This window comes from Denitratimonas tolerans (assembly GCF_037203605.1).
GTDB classification, from domain to species: domain Bacteria; phylum Pseudomonadota; class Gammaproteobacteria; order Xanthomonadales; family Xanthomonadaceae; genus Denitratimonas; species Denitratimonas tolerans.
In genome coordinates, this window is record NZ_JBBDHC010000007.1 from 119,256 (window position 1) to 134,754 (window position 15,499).

General features: G+C 69.4%; 13 protein-coding genes. 1 reads left to right on the forward strand and 12 read right to left on the reverse strand.

The genetic code is table 11. From position 1 onward, the window contains the following. Positions 1 to 36 precede the first annotated feature (36 nt). The 9 genes from WB794_RS06710 to rluD all read right to left on the reverse strand — a co-directional run bounded on the left by WB794_RS06710 (position 37) and on the right by rluD (position 10,895). Positions 37 to 1,497: a TrkH family potassium uptake protein gene (locus WB794_RS06710; protein ID WP_337335076.1), complete on the reverse strand. Its 1,461-nt coding sequence runs from the start codon at positions 1,495 to 1,497 to the stop codon at positions 37 to 39. A 4-nt stretch (positions 1,498 to 1,501) separates the two neighbouring features. Next, entirely contained in the window at positions 1,502 to 2,881 is a 1,380-nt protein-coding gene (trkA, locus tag WB794_RS06715; RefSeq protein WP_337335077.1) for a Trk system potassium transporter TrkA, read from the reverse strand. A 160-nt stretch (positions 2,882 to 3,041) separates the two neighbouring features. Continuing rightward, on the reverse strand, positions 3,042 to 4,415 hold the full coding sequence (locus WB794_RS06720) for a sigma-54-dependent transcriptional regulator (protein ID WP_337335078.1): 1,374 nt from the start codon (positions 4,413 to 4,415) through the stop codon (positions 3,042 to 3,044). A 165-nt stretch (positions 4,416 to 4,580) separates the two neighbouring features. After that, positions 4,581 to 5,003 (reverse strand): PIN domain-containing protein, encoded by a 423-nt coding sequence (locus WB794_RS06725; protein WP_337335079.1) that lies wholly within the window; start codon positions 5,001 to 5,003, stop codon positions 4,581 to 4,583. After that, entirely contained in the window at positions 4,993 to 5,223 is a 231-nt protein-coding gene (locus tag WB794_RS06730) for a hypothetical protein (protein ID WP_337335080.1), read from the reverse strand. The genes WB794_RS06725 and WB794_RS06730 overlap by 11 nt, the downstream gene beginning before the upstream one ends. Before the next feature lie 275 nt (positions 5,224 to 5,498). Continuing rightward, positions 5,499 to 8,081 carry an ATP-dependent chaperone ClpB gene (clpB, locus tag WB794_RS06735; protein WP_337335081.1) on the reverse strand — a complete coding sequence of 861 codons (2,583 nt, stop codon included), beginning with the start codon at positions 8,079 to 8,081 and terminating at the stop codon, positions 5,499 to 5,501. 161 nt (positions 8,082 to 8,242) lie between these two features. Then, the gene (locus WB794_RS06740; protein ID WP_337335082.1) at positions 8,243 to 8,959 is read right to left on the reverse strand and encodes a CsgG/HfaB family protein; all 717 of its coding nucleotides are present in this window, start codon (positions 8,957 to 8,959) and stop codon (positions 8,243 to 8,245) included. Positions 8,960 to 9,097: 138 nt separating this feature from the next. Then, positions 9,098 to 9,919 carry a peptidoglycan editing factor PgeF gene (pgeF, locus tag WB794_RS06745; RefSeq protein WP_337335083.1) on the reverse strand — a complete coding sequence of 274 codons (822 nt, stop codon included), beginning with the start codon at positions 9,917 to 9,919 and terminating at the stop codon, positions 9,098 to 9,100. Then, positions 9,909 to 10,895 (reverse strand): 23S rRNA pseudouridine(1911/1915/1917) synthase RluD, encoded by a 987-nt coding sequence (gene rluD / locus WB794_RS06750; RefSeq protein WP_337335084.1) that lies wholly within the window; start codon positions 10,893 to 10,895, stop codon positions 9,909 to 9,911. The genes pgeF and rluD overlap by 11 nt, the downstream gene beginning before the upstream one ends. Before the next feature lie 127 nt (positions 10,896 to 11,022). Between rluD and WB794_RS06755 the strand changes: the two genes are divergently transcribed. Next, a complete protein-coding gene (locus WB794_RS06755) occupies positions 11,023 to 11,883 on the forward strand; it encodes an outer membrane protein assembly factor BamD (protein WP_337335085.1) in 861 nt (286 codons plus the stop codon). A 46-nt stretch (positions 11,884 to 11,929) separates the two neighbouring features. Here the strand turns inward: WB794_RS06755 and WB794_RS06760 are convergent, their stop codons facing one another. From WB794_RS06760 to nudC, 3 genes are all read right to left on the reverse strand, one after another. Further along, on the reverse strand, positions 11,930 to 13,516 hold the full coding sequence (locus WB794_RS06760; RefSeq protein ID WP_337335086.1) for an NAD+ synthase: 1,587 nt from the start codon (positions 13,514 to 13,516) through the stop codon (positions 11,930 to 11,932). Between the two features lie 39 nt (positions 13,517 to 13,555). Next, complete coding sequence (locus WB794_RS06765; protein WP_337335087.1) at positions 13,556 to 14,473, reverse strand: hypothetical protein; 918 nt, start codon at positions 14,471 to 14,473, stop codon at positions 13,556 to 13,558. 76 nt (positions 14,474 to 14,549) lie between these two features. Next, the gene (nudC, locus tag WB794_RS06770; RefSeq protein WP_337335088.1) at positions 14,550 to 15,482 is read right to left on the reverse strand and encodes an NAD(+) diphosphatase; all 933 of its coding nucleotides are present in this window, start codon (positions 15,480 to 15,482) and stop codon (positions 14,550 to 14,552) included. Positions 15,483 to 15,499 lie beyond the last annotated feature (17 nt).

The window sequence follows — 15,499 nt, forward strand, 5'->3', positions numbered from 1 at the left end:
GGTCCGGAGCATGCCGCAGCGCAAGCGGTGGCGCGGTCACTCCCGCCAGAACGAGGGCGCGAACAGTACCAGCACGGTGAACACCTCCAGCCGCCCGAGGATCATGGCGAAGGAGCAGATCCACAGCGCCGCCGGCGGCAGCGTGCCGAAGCTGGCGGACACCTCGCCCAGGCCTGGACCCAGGTTGTTGATCGAAGCCGCCGCCGCGGTGAACGCGGTGACCACGTCCAGCCCGACCGCGGCGAGCGCCAGCGTCACCATGACGAAGCACAGCACGTACAGCGTGCAGAATCCGCCCACCGACAGCACGATGCTCTCCGACACCCGCCGCCCGCCCATCTTCACGATGAACTGGCCCTTGGGATGCACCAGCTGCTTGATTTCGCGCAGGCCCTGGCGGATCGCCATCGTCACCCGCGCGACCTTCATGCCGCCCGAGGTCGAGCTGCTGGAGCCACCGACGAAAGCCACCATGACCAGCAGCAGCGGCGCGAATGACGGCCACAGGCTGAAGTCGTCCTTGGTGAATCCAGTCGTGGTGATGTTGGATACCGACTGGAAGATCGCGTGGCGGAACGCCTCGCCCAGGGTGGGATACGCGCCCCCGAGCCAAAGGGCCAGCGTCACCGCCAGCGCCACCAGGGCGACGAGCAGCAGGAAAAAGCGCAGCTCCGTGTCGCCGTGGTACGGGGCCGTGCTGGCGCGGCGCCAGGCCATGTAGTGCAGGCCGAAGTTGATGCCGCCCACCAGCATGAAGCCGGTGGCCACGACCTCCACCATCGGATTGTTCCAGTAGCCGAAGCCCGCGTCGTGGGTGGAAAAACCCGCCGTGGCGACCGTGGACAGGGCGTGGCAGATGGCGTCGAACAGGCTCATCCCGGCGGCCCAATAGGCCAGCGCGCACAGCAGGTTGAGGCCAAGATAGACCTTCCACAGCGCCTTGGCGGTTTCCGCGATGCGCGGCGTGAGCTTGGTGTCCTTGGTCGGGCCGGTCACTTCGGCACGGAACAGCTGCATGCCGCCGACACGCAGCATCGGCAGGATCGCGACCGCCAGCAGCACCAGGCCCAGGCCGCCATAGAAGTTCAGCGACTGGCGGTACAGCAGCATGCTGCGCGGCAGGCCGTCCAGCCCCGTGAACACGCTGGCACCGGTGGTGGTCAGGCCCGACACCGCCTCGAACGCGGCCTGTGTGAAGGGAAGCTCCGGCAGCCCCAGGACAAACGGCAGCGTCGCCACCATGCTGGCCAGCATCCAGGACCCCGAGGCGATCAGGAAACCGTCGCGCAGGCGCAGGTCGTAGCGCACCGTGCGCACCGGCCACCAAAGGATCGCGCCCAGCCCGGCGGCCACCAGCATGGCCTGGCCGAAGGCCGCCGCGGTGTCCTCGCCCAGCACCAGCGCCAGCAGCAGCGCCGGCAGCGGGAAAAGCGATGTCAGCGCGAGCAGTGCGCCCAGCGCCTTCTGGATCGAGAGGTATCGGCGGGGAAGCGGCACGGCGTCAGAACCAGGTGGCCCCGGCGCGGAACACGGCCTCGACGCGGGGCAGGTCGCGCTTGTCGAGCAGGAACACGATCAGGTGATCGTTGGGTTCGACGATCACGTCGCTATGGGCGATCAGGAGTTTTTCGCCGCGGATCACGCCGACCACGTTGGCCGATTCCGGCAGCTCCAGTTCGCCCAGCGCGCGCCCGACCACGCGCGAAGTGCGCGCATCGCCCAGCGCCACCGCCTCGATCGCCTCGGCCAGCCCGCGCCGCAGGCTGTGTACCCGCACCATGTTGCCGGCCCGCACGTGCGTCAGCAGCGCGCCCAGGGTGACCTGCTGCGGGCTGACGGCGATGTCGATGCTGCTGTCGCCTTCCACCAGCTCGGCGTAGGCCGGGCGGTTGATCAGCGCGATCACGCGCGGGCATCCCATGCGCTTGGCCAGCATCGCCGAAAGGATGTTGGCTTCGTCGTCGTTGGTCAGCGCGCAGTAGACATCGGTCTGGTCGATGTTCTCCTCGCGCAGGAGATCCTCGTCGGTGCAATCGCCCACCAGCACGATGGTGTTCTGCAGGTCCTCGGCGATGGTCTTGGCGCGGTCCCTGGAGCGCTCCAGCAGCTTCACGCCGAACTGCTCCTCCAGCGCGCCGGCGAGCGAGACGCCGATGTTGCCGCCGCCGGCGATGAGCACGCGCCGCACCGGTTTGGTGCGCGGGCGCAGCGTGTCCATGATGACGCGGATGTCGCCGCGGTCGGCGAGAAAGAACACCTCGTCATCGGGTTCGATCTGGGTGGTGGGCTCCGGGATGATCGGCCGTCCGCCGCGGAAAATGGCCGCCACGCGCAGGTCCATGCCGGCCGGCAGGCGCTCGCGCAGCTGCTTGATCGGCTCGCCGACGAGAACCCCGCCGGCGCGCGCGCGCACCGCGACCATCTGCACCTGGCCCTGCGCGAAATCGAGCACCTGCAGCGCGCCGGGGCGTTCGATCAGCCCCTGCACGTGCCGGCACACCAGCGCCTCGGGGCTGATCGCCACGTCCACGGAATTGCCGCCGCGGCGCAGGAGCTCGGGGTGTTCGAGATATTCGCTCTTGCGCAGGCGCGCGATCTTGGTCGGCGTCTTGAACAGCGCATCGGCGACCTGGCAGGCGATCAGGTTGACTTCGTCACTGGAAGTGACCGCGATCACCAGATCCGCATCGCCCGCGCCGGCGGTTTCGAGCACGCTGGGCAGCGAGGCGTGGCCGGTCACGGTGCGGATGTCCAGCCGCTCGGAAAGCTCGCGCAGCCGCAGCGGCTGGTTGTCCACCACGGTGATGTCGCTGTTCTCCGAGGCCAGCGCCGCCGCCACCGAACTGCCCACCTGGCCGGCACCGAGAATGAGGATTTTCATGTCAGCCGGGATTGGGGAATCGGGATTGGAGATTCGACGGGCTCGGCGCGCTCCGTACCCGCACCGGGGACCGGAGCGGACCCGCCCTCAGGGGCGCACTCTGCGCCGGCCTCCCGCGCTCATGCAAATCCCCAATATCCAATCCCCGATCCCGGCACATCTATTCGCCCCCGTCCTTGTCGATCCCAAGGTCGCGCAGCTTGCGGTAGAGGTGGGTGCGCTCCATGCCCGTGATCTGGGCCAGGCGCCCCACGCTGCCGCCGGCATTGTGCAGCTGGCGCAGAAGATACGCCCGTTCGAAGCTGTCGCGCGCTTCGCGCAAGGGCAGGTCGAGGTTGAGCGGGTGGCCCGATTCCCCGGTGCCGGGCGGCAGGCGCGCACCCGGCCCGGTCAGCGCGGGCTCCACTTCGGCCAGGGTCACTTCGCCGCTGCCCAGCAGCGCCAGCCGCTGCGCCAGCGCGCGCAGTTCGCGCACGTTGCCCGGCCAGGCGTGCTGGCGCAGCCGCGCCAGCACCGGCTCGGTCCAGCGGCGCGGTGCCACCCCGTCGCGCGCAGCGAATATCTCGTCGAAGTGCTGGACCAGCGGCCCGATGTCCTCGCCGCGCTCGCGCAGCGCCGGCACCTGGATCGGCAGCACGTTGAGCTGGAAATAGAGCTCGTCGCGCAGCCGGCCGGCGGCGCGCTCGGCCTCCAGGTCCTGCGAGCTGGCCGCGATCACGCGCACGTCGAGCGGCACCGGCGCGCGCCCGCCGACGCGCAGGATCTGACGCCGCTCCAGCGCGCTGGAGAGGCGCAGCTGAGTGTCCGGCCCCAGTTCGGCGATGCCGTCCAGGTACACGGTTCCGCCCTGCGCCTGCTCCAGCAGGCCGGCGGCGACCTCACCGCCCGATTCGCTGCCGAACAGGGCCGTTGCCGCCTGTTCGTCCGGAACGGCACCCGCCGCCACGGTGACGAACGGGCCGCCGCGACGCGCGCTTCTGCCGTGCAGCCAGCGCGCCAGCGCCTCCTTGCCGGTTCCCGGTTCGCCGCGCAGGAGAATCGCCGCATCGCGCCCGGACAGCCGTTCGAGCTGGGCCAGCACGGCGGCGAACGCGGGCGAGCTTCCCATCGGTTCGAACAGCGAGCCGACCTGCTGCTGCAGGCTGCGGTTGATCTGGCGCAGCCGCTGGGCTTCCAGCGCGCGCTCCAGCGTGATGAGCAGCTTGGCCAGCGCGATCGGTTTCTCGATGAAATCGTAGGCCCCGAGGCGCGTGGCCTCGACCGCCGTTTCCACCGTGCCGTGGCCGGACATCATGATCACCGGCTGCGGCAGCTCGCCCGCCGACACCCACTCGCGCAGCAGCGCCAGTCCGTCGGTGCCGGGCATCCAGATGTCGAGCAGCACCGCGTCGAACGCGGCCTCGCCCAGCCGTGCGCGCGCCTCGGCCGCATCGCCGGCGAGCGTGACCCGATGGCCTTCGTCTCCGAGGATGTCGGCCAGCCCCGAGCGGATGTCGGGCTCATCGTCGATGATCAGGATGCGTGCAGCGGACATGGCGAATATCGGCAGTGCGAAAGCGCACAGTCTGCGGCCCGGCCCTGCGCGCGGCAAGCCGTGGGGGGCGAAACGCCCGGCGACGGCCTGCCTGTCACCGGCGAACGCCCCCCGGGTTGGAGGTCCGCACGATCACCGTGTTGCGAAAGTCCACCGGGCCTCGGCTTATCCCCCCTTCAGCGGATTGATCGCCTGCACCTCGCCATACCACTGACCATGCCCCAGATCCTCGGTCCACAGCCGCCCGGCTCCGGCGCGCTGCGCAGCGGCCACGATCAGGCTATCCCAAAAGGAAAGCTGCCAGCGTGTCTGCACATCGAATGCCGACGCCAGCAGAACGCGGTCGTTGTCCACCACCCGCCACGCCAGGTAATGATTCACCCGTTCCGCCGACTGTGCGGCGCTCAAACCGCCCTTGCGCATCAGGTTGACGTGCAGTTCCTGCAGCACTTGCACACTCACCGCCGCCTTGCCCGGCTCGGACCACAAGGGCCGGATCAGTTCGCGTGCCTGCTCGTGGCGCGGGTCTTCGGCTTGGGTGTTTGCATAGAACAGCAGATTGGTATCGACAAAGACCTCAACGCTCATGCGCCTCTCCGCGGCTGAGCGGCCCCTCCTGCACGGGCACGGGCTGACCCATGGCGTCCAGCGCACGCCGGCTCGCAGGCTCGAACCCATCCAGTTCCGCGACCGCGCGCGTCACCAGTTCACCCACCCAGGCCGACACCGAGGTGTGACGATCCACCGCCAGGTGCTTGATCCTGCGCAGCGTCTTTTCGTCAAGACGAAGAGTGATGTTGTTGGACATGATGCACTGCCTCAGGAAGACGATGCACATTGTAAGTGCAGCACTCGAACTGTGCGACCTTGGCTTCACCAACAGCCGAGCTGATTGTTCAGCATGGCGCGCCTCCCAGCGCGCTTCACGTCACCAGAGAAGACCCCTCAAGCCTGCGGCGAAAGAAACGCGGCGATCGGTTGAGATGAGCTTGCGAATCCCGGCATCGCATCAATCCTGCACGGCGACGTTGGGGTTCCCTCGGATCAAATCCGAGGGAACCGCCAACCTGTGCCGAGGCGGTGTTACGTCTTCTTGAACACCAGATGCCCGCCTTCGGCTTCCACCGCGATGGCGTCGCCGCTGGCGAAGACGCCTTCGAGGATCTGTCGGGCCAGCGGGTTTTCCAGCTGCTGCTGGATCGCACGCTTGAGCGGGCGGGCGCCGTAGACCGGGTCGAAGCCGACGTTGCCGAGGAGATCGAGTGCAGCCTCGCTGATTTCCAGCCTGAGCTGGCGTTCGGCCAGGCGCTTTTCGAGCTGGGTGATCTGGATGCGGGCGATCTGGCGGATCTGGGCCTTGTCGAGCGGGCGGAAGACGACGATTTCATCGAGCCGGTTGATGAACTCGGGGCGGAACGCGCCCTGCACCACGCCCATCACCGCGGCCTTCATCTGGACGTACTCCTCCTCGGTGGAGCCGGGCATGTCCTGGATCAGGTGTGATCCGAGGTTCGAGGTGAGGACGATCACGGTGTTGCGGAAGTCCACGGTGCGGCCCTGGCCGTCGGTGAGGCGACCGTCGTCGAGCACCTGCAGAAGCACGTTGAAGACGTCCGGATGGGCTTTCTCAACTTCATCGAGCAGGATCACGCTGTAGGGGCGACGGCGCACGGCCTCGGTCAGATAGCCACCTTCCTCATAGCCCACGTAGCCGGGAGGCGCGCCGATCAGGCGGCTCACGGAGTGCTTCTCCATGAACTCGCTCATGTCGATGCGCACCATGGCTTCGTCGGTGTCGAACAGGAAGCCGGCCAGCGCCTTGCACAGCTCGGTCTTGCCCACGCCCGTGGGGCCGAGGAACAGGAAGCTGCCGCTGGGCCGGTTCGGGTCGGAAAGGCCGGCGCGCGCGCGGCGGATGGCGTCGGAGACGGCGTGCACCGCCTCGTCCTGGCCGACCACGCGCTGGTGCAGCTCGTCTTCCATGCGCAGCAGCTTGTCGCGCTCGCCTTCGAGCATCTTCGACACCGGGATGCCGGTCCAGCGCGCCACCACCTGGGCGATTTCCTCGGCGGTGACCTTATCCTGCAGCAGGGTGAAGCCGCGGGTCTCGGCTTCCTGCGCGGCGTGGAGCCGCTTTTCCAGCTCCGGCAGCTGGCCGTACTGGATCTCGCTCATGCGGGCGTAGTCCTGGCGGCGCTGGGCGGCTTCCAGTTCCAGCCGCGCGGCTTCGATCTCTTCCTTGATCTTCGTTGCGCCCTGCAGCGTGGCCTTCTCGGCCTTCCAGACTTCCTCCAGGTCGTTGTACTCGCGCTCGAGTACGGCGATTTCCGCCTCCAGATCGGCCAGGCGCTGTCTGGATTCGCTGTCCTTTTCCTTCTTCAGCGCCTCGCGCTGGATCTTCAGCTGGATCAGGCGACGCTCCTTGCGGTCCAGCTCTTCGGGCTTGGAGTCGATCTCCATGCGGATGCGTGACGCGGCCTCGTCCATCAGGTCGATGGCCTTGTCGGGCAGCTGGCGATCGGAGATGTAGCGGTGGCTGAGGGTGGCAGCAGCGACGATGGCCGGGTCGGTGATTTCCACGCCGTGGTGCACGGCGTAGCGCTCCTTCAACCCGCGCAGGATGGCGATGGTGTCCTCGACGCTGGGCTCGCCCACGAACACCTTCTGGAAGCGGCGCTCGAGCGCGGCGTCCTTTTCGATGTACTTGCGGTATTCGTCCAGCGTGGTGGCACCCACGCAGTGCAGCTCGCCGCGCGCCAGCGCAGGCTTCAGCATGTTGCCGGCGTCCATCGCGCCCTCGGCCTTGCCGGCACCGACCATGGTGTGCAGCTCGTCGATGAACAGGATGATCTGGCCCTCGTTCTTGGCCAGATCGTTGAGCACGGCCTTGAGGCGCTCCTCGAACTCGCCGCGGAACTTGGCCCCGGCGATCAGCGCGCCCATGTCGAGCGAGAGCACGCGCTTGCCGCGCAGGCCCTCGGGCACTTCACCCTTGACGATGCGCTGCGCCAGACCCTCGGCAATGGCGGTCTTGCCCACGCCCGGTTCGCCGATCAGCACCGGGTTGTTCTTGGTGCGTCGCTGCAGCACCTGAATGACGCGGCGGATTTCCTCGTCGCGACCGATCACCGGGTCGAGCTTGCCCGACTCGGCCCGCGCGGTGAGGTCGATGGTGTACTTCTCCAGCGCCTGGCGCTGGTCTTCGGCGTTTTCCGACTGCACGGTTTCTCCTCCGCGAATCTTCTCGATGGCCGCTTCCAGCCGCGCTTTCTGCACGCCGGCCGCCTTGAGCGCCTCGCCCACGGCACCCTTGTCCTCCAGCGCCGCCAGCACGAACAGCTCGCTGGCGATGAAGGCATCGCCGCGCTGCTGGGCGAGTTTGTCGGTGAGGTTGAGCAGGCGGTTGAGGTCGTTGGAAACGCTGATGTTGCCCTCTTGCCCGCGCACGCCGGGCAGGGCGTCGAGCGCCTGCGCGATGCGCGCGCGCAGCGCGCCCGCGTTGGCACCGGCCTGGGTCAGGAGCGGCAGGGTCGATCCGCCCTGCTGATCGATCAGCGCCTGCATCAGGTGCGCGGGTTCGAGCAGGTTGTGGTCGCGCCCGACCGCCAGCGACTGGGCGTCGGCCAGGGCCTGCTGGAAGCGCGAGGTGAGTTTGTCCATTCGCATCGGATTTTCCCGGAAAATTGAGGGTGCAAGGCACCGCAATGGAGGAAAGATGCGGGCGGGCAGGGGCGGTTCAAGACCAGTGCGGCAACGAAAAGGCCGCCGGATCGCTCCGGCGGCCTTTTCCGTGCACGCGGCGCTGCCGCTGTGGCGGAACCCGTGGCTCAGTCGATGCTCAGCGCGCTGCGGGTCTTTGCGCGGCGGCGGTCGTCGGCGGCATCGAAGTCGCGTTCACAGCCGTCCTGCTTCACCATCACGCATTCCAGGTAGTCGGTGGTGAGCACCAGCGCGGCGCGGATGGCCTTGCCGGCGGGCGTCTTGTTCTGGCTGGCCAGGTTGCCGCCGAAGCCGCCGCGGAACAGCCCGACCCGCATTCCGCCGCCCTTGGCGTTGCCTTCGATGGTGCGCGTGTAGGCGATCTCGCCGGTGGTCGTATCCACCACCCGGATATCCACGGCGACATAGGCGTTCTCGCTCTTGCCGCCCAGCGAAATGCCGCGGTAGCTGATGCCGCCGCCGGTGTCTTTCACGTTTTCTTCATAAGAAGTCACGGTGCCCATCACGAGGTACTGGGCACCGGTGAGTTGGCCGATCTTGGCGCTGGTGCCGGCCCTGACCCGGCCTGACGCGCCCAGATCCTGCTCGTTCAGCACGGCTTCGAGCTTGCTGCGCTCCACCACGCTGAAGCTGCGCGTTGCGGCCAGTTCGTTGGCCAGCATCCCCGACAGCTCCCAACCCACGCCGCCACCCCACCAGCCCGCGCCGGATTCGTTGCGGAATTCCGCCACACCGATAGATGGCTTGTCCCGCGCCACGGCCGCCTGCGCGCCAAGTGCAGTCACTACGACAATTGCCACGCCCACCCAGAATCGTTGTTTCATTTGTCTTGCTCCCAGAATCAATCGAACGACGCGCATCAAGAACCACAATCCTGCCGCCCCGGCACGTCATCGATGGCGATCATCGCATAGTCATACGGAGAGTGAGGGCAAATCAGGGCATCGTTCGGACGGCCGGTTTCACCGGCGCTTCACACACCGATCGGCAGGCCGGGACGCCGCCGGATCATGCGCACCGTTCGCCGGCGGAGGTCGGCCTTCGCGCCACACCAGTGCCGCCATGCGCCCGGTGCGGCCGTCGCGGCGGTACGAATAGAAGCGCGCCGGGTCGGAAAGGGTGCACAGGCTGCCGCCATGGACGCGCGCTATGCCGGCCGCGGCCAGGCGTCGGCGGGCGAGCGCGTAGAGGTCGATCAGGAAGTGCCCGGCGCGGGTCGGGATGAAGCACGCGGTGGCGGCGGCGTCCGCGTCGACGAAGGCGGCGCGCACTTCGCTGCCGATCTCATAGCGGGCCGGGCCGGCCGCCGGTCCCAGCCACGCAAGGATTTCGCCGGGCGGCGCGCGCATCGCCGCGACGGTGGCTTCCAGCACGCCGGCCGCGAGGCCGCGCCAGCCGGCGTGTGCGGCAGCGACCACCGAACCATCGCGTGCGGCGAACAGCACCGGCAGGCAATCGGCGCTGAGCACGCCCAGCACCGCGCCGGGAACGCGGGTGACGGCGGCGTCGGCTTCCGGTTCGTCGGGGCCGGGCGCGCGGGTGGTGACCTCGTGCACGGCGGCGCCGTGTACCTGGGACAGCCAGTGCGGTGCGCCGGGCAGCGCGGCCAGCTCGACCAGGCGCGCGCGGTTGGCGCGAACGGCGTCGGGTGCATCGCCGCAACGCGCGCCGAGGTTGAAGGCATCGAAGGGTGGCTGCGATGCGCCAGGCAGCCGGCGCGTGGTCACGCAGGCGCGAATGCCCGGCGCTGCCGGCCAGTCGGGGATCAGGAATTCAGCGCCCATCGTCGGCGTGGGCGGCCGTGTCGGCGCGCAGCGCCGCGGCCAGTGCGAGGAGATCGGCCGGCGCGGGCGCGTTGACTTCGATCGGATTGCCGTGGATCGGGTGCGCCAGCGCCACCCGTTCGGCGTGCAGCGCCTGGCGCCGGAATCCGCGCAGCGTCAGTACGAGAGCGTCGGACGCCGCCTTGGGCAGCCGCAGCGTGCCGCCGTAGAGCGTGTCGCCCACGAGCGGGTGGCGGATATGCGCCATGTGCACGCGGATCTGGTGGGTGCGGCCGGTTTCCAGGGTGCACTCGAGCCGGGTGTGGGCGCGAAAACGCTCGCGCACCCGGTAGTGGGTGACGGCCGGCTTGCCGTCCTCGCGCACCGCGCGGCGCAGGCGATCGACCGGATGGCGTTCCAGCGGCGCGTCGACCGTGCCGCCGGCGATCATCGTGCCGTTGACGATGGCCTCGTACTGGCGATGGATCTCGCGCGCGGCGAGCTGTTCGACCAGGGCCGTGTGGGCCTCCAGGGTGCGCGCCACGATCAGCGCGCCCGAGGTTTCCTTGTCGAGGCGGTGCACGATGCCGGCGCGCGGCAGCACCGCGAGATCCGGATCGTGGTGCAGCAGCGCGTTGACCAGGGTGCCGTCGGGATTGCCGGCACCCGGATGCACCACCAGCCCCGCCGGCTTGTTCACCACCAGGAGGTGCGCATCCTCGTACAGGATATCGAGCGCGATCGGCTCGGCCTGCGAGCGGGTGGCCGGCTCCAGCGCGGCGCAAAGCATCACCTGCTCGCCCCCGCGCACGGCATCGCGCGGGCGGGGAACTGTGCCATCCAGGGTGATCTGGCCGGCCTTGAGCCAGGCGGTCAGGCGCGAGCGGGAGAATTCGGGGAAGAGATCGGCCAGCGCCTGATCGACCCTGCGGCCTGCTGCAGCCTCGGGAATCAGCGCGGCTTGCGTCACCTGGGTGGCGGGAGAATCGGGCGGCATGGGCGGTGTGGATTCCTGACGGGCGCGCGAGGCCGCAGGGATCTCTTCACGGCTTCTTAATGGGCCGACCTGCGGCTTTGGGATATTATGCCCTGCCCCGCGCCGTACGCGGCAGACAGAGCCACCGATGACCCGACGTACCGGAATCGCCCGCCTTGCCATCCTTCTGGCGCTTGTCGCCCTGCTCGTCGGCTGCGGCCGCTGGGGCAAGCGCGAAGATCCGCTCGAAACCCTGCCGGTGGAGACGCTCTACGCGCAGGCCAAGGCTTCGCTGGAAAAGGGCAACCTCAGCCGCGCGCAGCGCGTGTACCAGCGCCTGATCGCGCGTTTTCCGTACGGTGCCTATACCGAGCAGGCGCAGGTCGAGCTGGCCTACGTCTACTACAAGAGCAACAGGCCCGAGGATGCGACATCGGCGGTCAACCGCTTCATCCGCACCTACCCGGCGCATGCCCATATCGACTATGTCCATTACCTGCGCGGCCTGATCAATTTCGACCGCCAGGATGGCATGGTGCTGCGGATGGCGCGCCTGGACCCGACCCAGCGCGAGCAGGTTTCGCTGCAGCAGGCGTTCAACGACTTCAACGACCTGATCCAGCGTTTCCCGCAGAGCCGGTATGCCCCGGATGCGCGCGCCAGGATGATGCACCTGCGCAACCAGATGGCGCGCCATGACCTCAACGTGGCGGTCTTCTACCTCGAGCGCCGCGCCTGGGTTGCCGCAGCCAACCGCAGCCAGCACCTGATCGAGCAGTACCCGCAAACGATCTATACCGCCGATGCGCTCGCGGTGATGAGTGAGTCCTATGCGCGCCTGCAGCAGGAGACACTCGCCGGCGATGCGCGCCGCGTGCTCGAGCTCAATTTCCCGGACCATCCCTACCTGCACGGCAGCTGGCCGGCCGAACGCTCCTGGTGGCGCAAGCTGACCCCGTTCGGGTCGGACAAGCGCAGCTACTACGGCGACCTGCGGGCCTCGTCCTGAGGGTGCGCCGGGCGCTGCCGCCTGCCTGGCCGCGCCCTGACCCGACTCAGCCGGTGTAGCCCGAGGTCACGGGCAGGTTCAACACGCTGCCGAAGGCGCTGCGCGACAGGCGCGGTCCGGGGGCACCCTGCGCCCGCTTCCATTCGGAGATGCGCACCAGCCGCAGCACCCGCTGCACCGTGTCCGGTTCGAAGCCCGAATCGATCAGCTGTGCGGCCGATCGCCCGTGTTCGAGGTACTGGTCGAGCAGGGCGTCGAGCACCGCGTAGGGTGGCAGCGAATCCTCGTCGCGCTGATCCTCGCGCAGTTCCGCGCTGGGAGCGCGGGCGATCACACCCTCCGGGATCCGCACGCCGTCACCCTGTGCATTGCGCCAGCGCGCGAGGTCGAAGGCGGCGCTCTTGTAGAGGTCTTTGAGCGGGGCATAGCCGCCGCAGGTGTCGCCGTAGAGGGTGCAGTAGCCCACCGCCACCTCGCTCTTGTTGCCGGTCGCAAGCAGCAGCGCGCCGGTGGCATTGGACAGGCCCATCAGGAGGAGCCCGCGGGCGCGGCTCTGCAGGTTCTCCACGACCAGCCCGGGCACCTCGCCGATGGCCGGCGACAGCGTCTGCAGCGCGGACGCCACGGTGGCCTCGATCGGCAGCGTCAGCATGCGCACCCCGAGCGCCTGCGCCTGTTCCTGCGCCAGGTCGTTGGACAGCGCGCTGGTGTAGCGCGAGGGCAGCCGCACGGCGGTGGTGTTTTCCGCGCCGAGCGCATCCACCGCGATCGCCAGCACGAGGGCCGAGTCCAGTCCGCCGGAGAGGCCGAGCAGGATGCTGCCGAAGCCGTTCTTGCGCGCGTAGCCGCGCGTGCCGGCGACCAGCGCGCGCCAGGTCAGGGACTGGCGCGAGGCGTCGCCTTCGGCGGGCCATGAAAGCGGCGCGAAGCGACGGTTCGCGGGATCGAAATCCGCCGTCAGCCAGGCCTCGCGGAAGGCCGCGGCCGGCGGGTGCAGGTGGCCGTCGGCATCGGCGAGCCGGGAGGCACCGTGGAAAATCCACGCATCCTGCGCGCCGACGGCGTTGCACCGGGCCAAGGCGAGGCGCGGGCTGGCAGCGCGTGCGGACAGGCGTTCGGCGTCGCGCGCGAGGGCTTCGTGCTCGAACGGTTCGGCCGCAACCACCAGCCCCAGCGTGGCACCGGCCGCCGCGATGGCATCGGATTCGAGGTCGCCCCGATCTTCCACGGCCAGTCCCATGGTGACGCCGGCAAGCTCGAAGACGCAGGCGGGGGCGGCAGCGCCGGGCTGCCGCGCGTACGCGGTGGCAATGATGCGGCCATCGCGCAGCACGCTGGCCGCGGTGACCACGCCGGCATCGGTCCGGCACGGCCAGCCGACCACGGCGGTGATGCCCCGTGTCTGCGACGCCAGCGTTTCGATGCCGCGCCGGCATTCGGCCAGGAACGCCGGCCGCGACAGGAGGTCCAGCGGCGGGCTGCCGCTCAGGGCCAGTCCGGGGAAGACCACGAGAGCGGCGCGGTGCGCATCGCGCGCCTCGGTGATCAGCGCGGCAATGCGGCGCGCATTGCCCTCCACCTCACCGAGCGGAAAGTCGAACTGCGCCAGCGCGATGCGCAGCGGCCGGCTCATGCGCGTGTCCCGGCGCTGCGCGATGTCGGTGGCCGCAGCTCAGACATGGCCGGCAAGCACGAACAGGGCCAGCACCACGATCCAGGCCACGAGGATGCGCCAGGCCTGCGCCATCGCCGCGTGCAGCGCCTGCAGCGGCAGCGGCGCGTCGGCCGGCTGCGACGCATCGTCGTCGATGTCGTCCGCTTCGCGCTCGGCCGCCGCCTCGCGCAGCGCCTGCCGGACGCTGACCTGCGCGGCCGCATCGAGAAACCCGATGGAAAAGTCGAAATCCTGTCCGCTCCGCGCGCCGTGCCACTCGCGCCACGCGGCGTGGACCGCATCGAAATGCCCGACGACGGCGAGCGCAAGCGTCATCAGGTGCGCAACCGGCCAGTCGAGGATGGCAAGCAGATGCTGCCACGCCGCCAGCTGCGCAGGCGGCAGGGATTTTCCGGCCTCGGTCCCCGCACCGCGTTCGGTCAGGCGGTAGAGGAGCGCGCCGAACGGGCCAAGCAGCAGGAACCAGAGCAGCACGCCGAACCAGCGCCGGCGCGCCGCGTGGAACACGGCCTGCACCAGGCTGGCGGGGTCCGTGGCGCTGGCCGGGCGGGCAGCGTCGGTCAGCTGCGCCAGCGCACGCTCGCGTGCCGCATCGTCGCTGGCTTCCTCGATCGCCTCCACATCCCGATCCAGGTCGCGCGGACCCCAGCAGTAGCCCAGTGCGAGTACCGCGAACGCGAATCCGGCGAGGCCGAGGAACTGCCCGCTCAGGGCATGCTGCAGCCAGGCCGTGAGCGCCAGCGGGACGCCCAGCACCAGGATCAGGGCGAAGGGCGAGGCGAACGCCGCGCCCATCTGTCGGCCCAGCCAGGCGACCCAGCGCGAAAACCAGCCGTAGCGTCGCAGTTGTGCGAGCGGGGTGACGTAGTGGCCAAGGGCCAGCGCCAGCACCACGGCGATCAAGGTGGAGGACATGTGGGCTCCGGACGGGAGGGCCCGGTAATTCTATGCCCAAACGCGGCCGCGCCGGGTGCGCATCGGTCGGCGCGGATCACCCTGCGGGAAGTCGCTCCACAGCCGCTGCGCCCAGGGTTTGCACCAGCCAGTCTTCGATCAGCCGGCGCGAAACCGAGATCGGCGGCGGCAGGCGCACTTCGTCTGCACCGATCGCGGTGACGAGTTCCCCGGCCGCGAACCAGCGCGCGTCTTCGAGCTCGTCGCCCACGCGGATGGTCGGATCGTCCACCGTGGCGCGGAAGCCGACCATCAGCGCGCCGGGAAAAGGCCAGGGTTGGGAGGAGTGATAGTGCACCCGGTCGAGCGTGACGCCGGCTTCTTCGCCGACCTCGCGCCGCACCGCGTCTTCCAGCGATTCGCCCGGCTCGACGAAACCGGCGAGGGTGGACCAGCGCCGCTCGGGCCAGCTGCGCTGGCGCCCGAGCAGGGCGCGGTCGCCGTCGGACACCAGCACGATGATGGCCGCGTCGGTGCGCGGAAACTGCTGCAGCGCGCAGTCCGGATTGCGGCAGCGCGCGCAGTGGCCGGCGCGTACCAGTTCGGTGGCCGCGCCGCAGGCACCGCAATGGCGCGCGCGGCTTTGCCAGAGCAGCAGGGCCTTGGCATAGGCGAATACGCCGGAGAGGAATCCGGGCCACTGTGCCGCGGCGCGGCGCAGGCCGATGTGCGGCGCGCCGGCCAGACGTCCGGGCGGCAGGCATTCGGCGGGCAGGGCAAACCAGGCGGCTTCTCCCGACGTGTGTCCGAGGAAGCTGGCGGCATCCAGCATCGCTTCACCCAAGTCTGCGCCGCGCAGCCAGCGCGGGCCGGCGTCGTCCCCCGGCGCATGGCCTTCGAAGTCGACGATGGCCACGTGCGCCGAGGGCCAAAGCGCACGCAGCGCGTCCGGCGACAGGCGCGTGAGTTCGGCGCGGTCCAGCGCAAGCCCGGCGAAGTGATTGCGCAGGCTGGGTTCGGAGCGATCCACGGTGCGGCGCGGCCTGC

Bases quoted from the DNA above. Each gene is read 5' to 3' on its own strand.
- WB794_RS06720 (WP_337335078.1), bottom strand. From the start codon at position 4,415: ATGTCCGCTGCACGCATCCTGATCATCGACGATGAGCCCGACATCCGC.
- clpB (WP_337335081.1), bottom strand. From the start codon at position 8,081: ATGCGAATGGACAAACTCACCTCGCGCTTCCAGCAGGCCCTGGCCGAC.
- WB794_RS06740 (WP_337335082.1), bottom strand. From the start codon at position 8,959: ATGAAACAACGATTCTGGGTGGGCGTGGCAATTGTCGTAGTGACTGCA.
- pgeF (WP_337335083.1), bottom strand. From the start codon at position 9,919: ATGGGCGCTGAATTCCTGATCCCCGACTGGCCGGCAGCGCCGGGCATT.
- WB794_RS06755 (WP_337335085.1), top strand. From the start codon at position 11,023: ATGACCCGACGTACCGGAATCGCCCGCCTTGCCATCCTTCTGGCGCTT.
- WB794_RS06725 (WP_337335079.1), bottom strand. From the start codon at position 5,003: ATGAGCGTTGAGGTCTTTGTCGATACCAATCTGCTGTTCTATGCAAAC.
- rluD (WP_337335084.1), bottom strand. From the start codon at position 10,895: ATGCCGCCCGATTCTCCCGCCACCCAGGTGACGCAAGCCGCGCTGATT.
- trkA (WP_337335077.1), bottom strand. From the start codon at position 2,881: ATGAAAATCCTCATTCTCGGTGCCGGCCAGGTGGGCAGTTCGGTGGCG.
- WB794_RS06765 (WP_337335087.1), bottom strand. From the start codon at position 14,473: ATGTCCTCCACCTTGATCGCCGTGGTGCTGGCGCTGGCCCTTGGCCAC.
- WB794_RS06760 (WP_337335086.1), bottom strand. From the start codon at position 13,516: ATGAGCCGGCCGCTGCGCATCGCGCTGGCGCAGTTCGACTTTCCGCTC.
- WB794_RS06730 (WP_337335080.1), bottom strand. From the start codon at position 5,223: ATGTCCAACAACATCACTCTTCGTCTTGACGAAAAGACGCTGCGCAGG.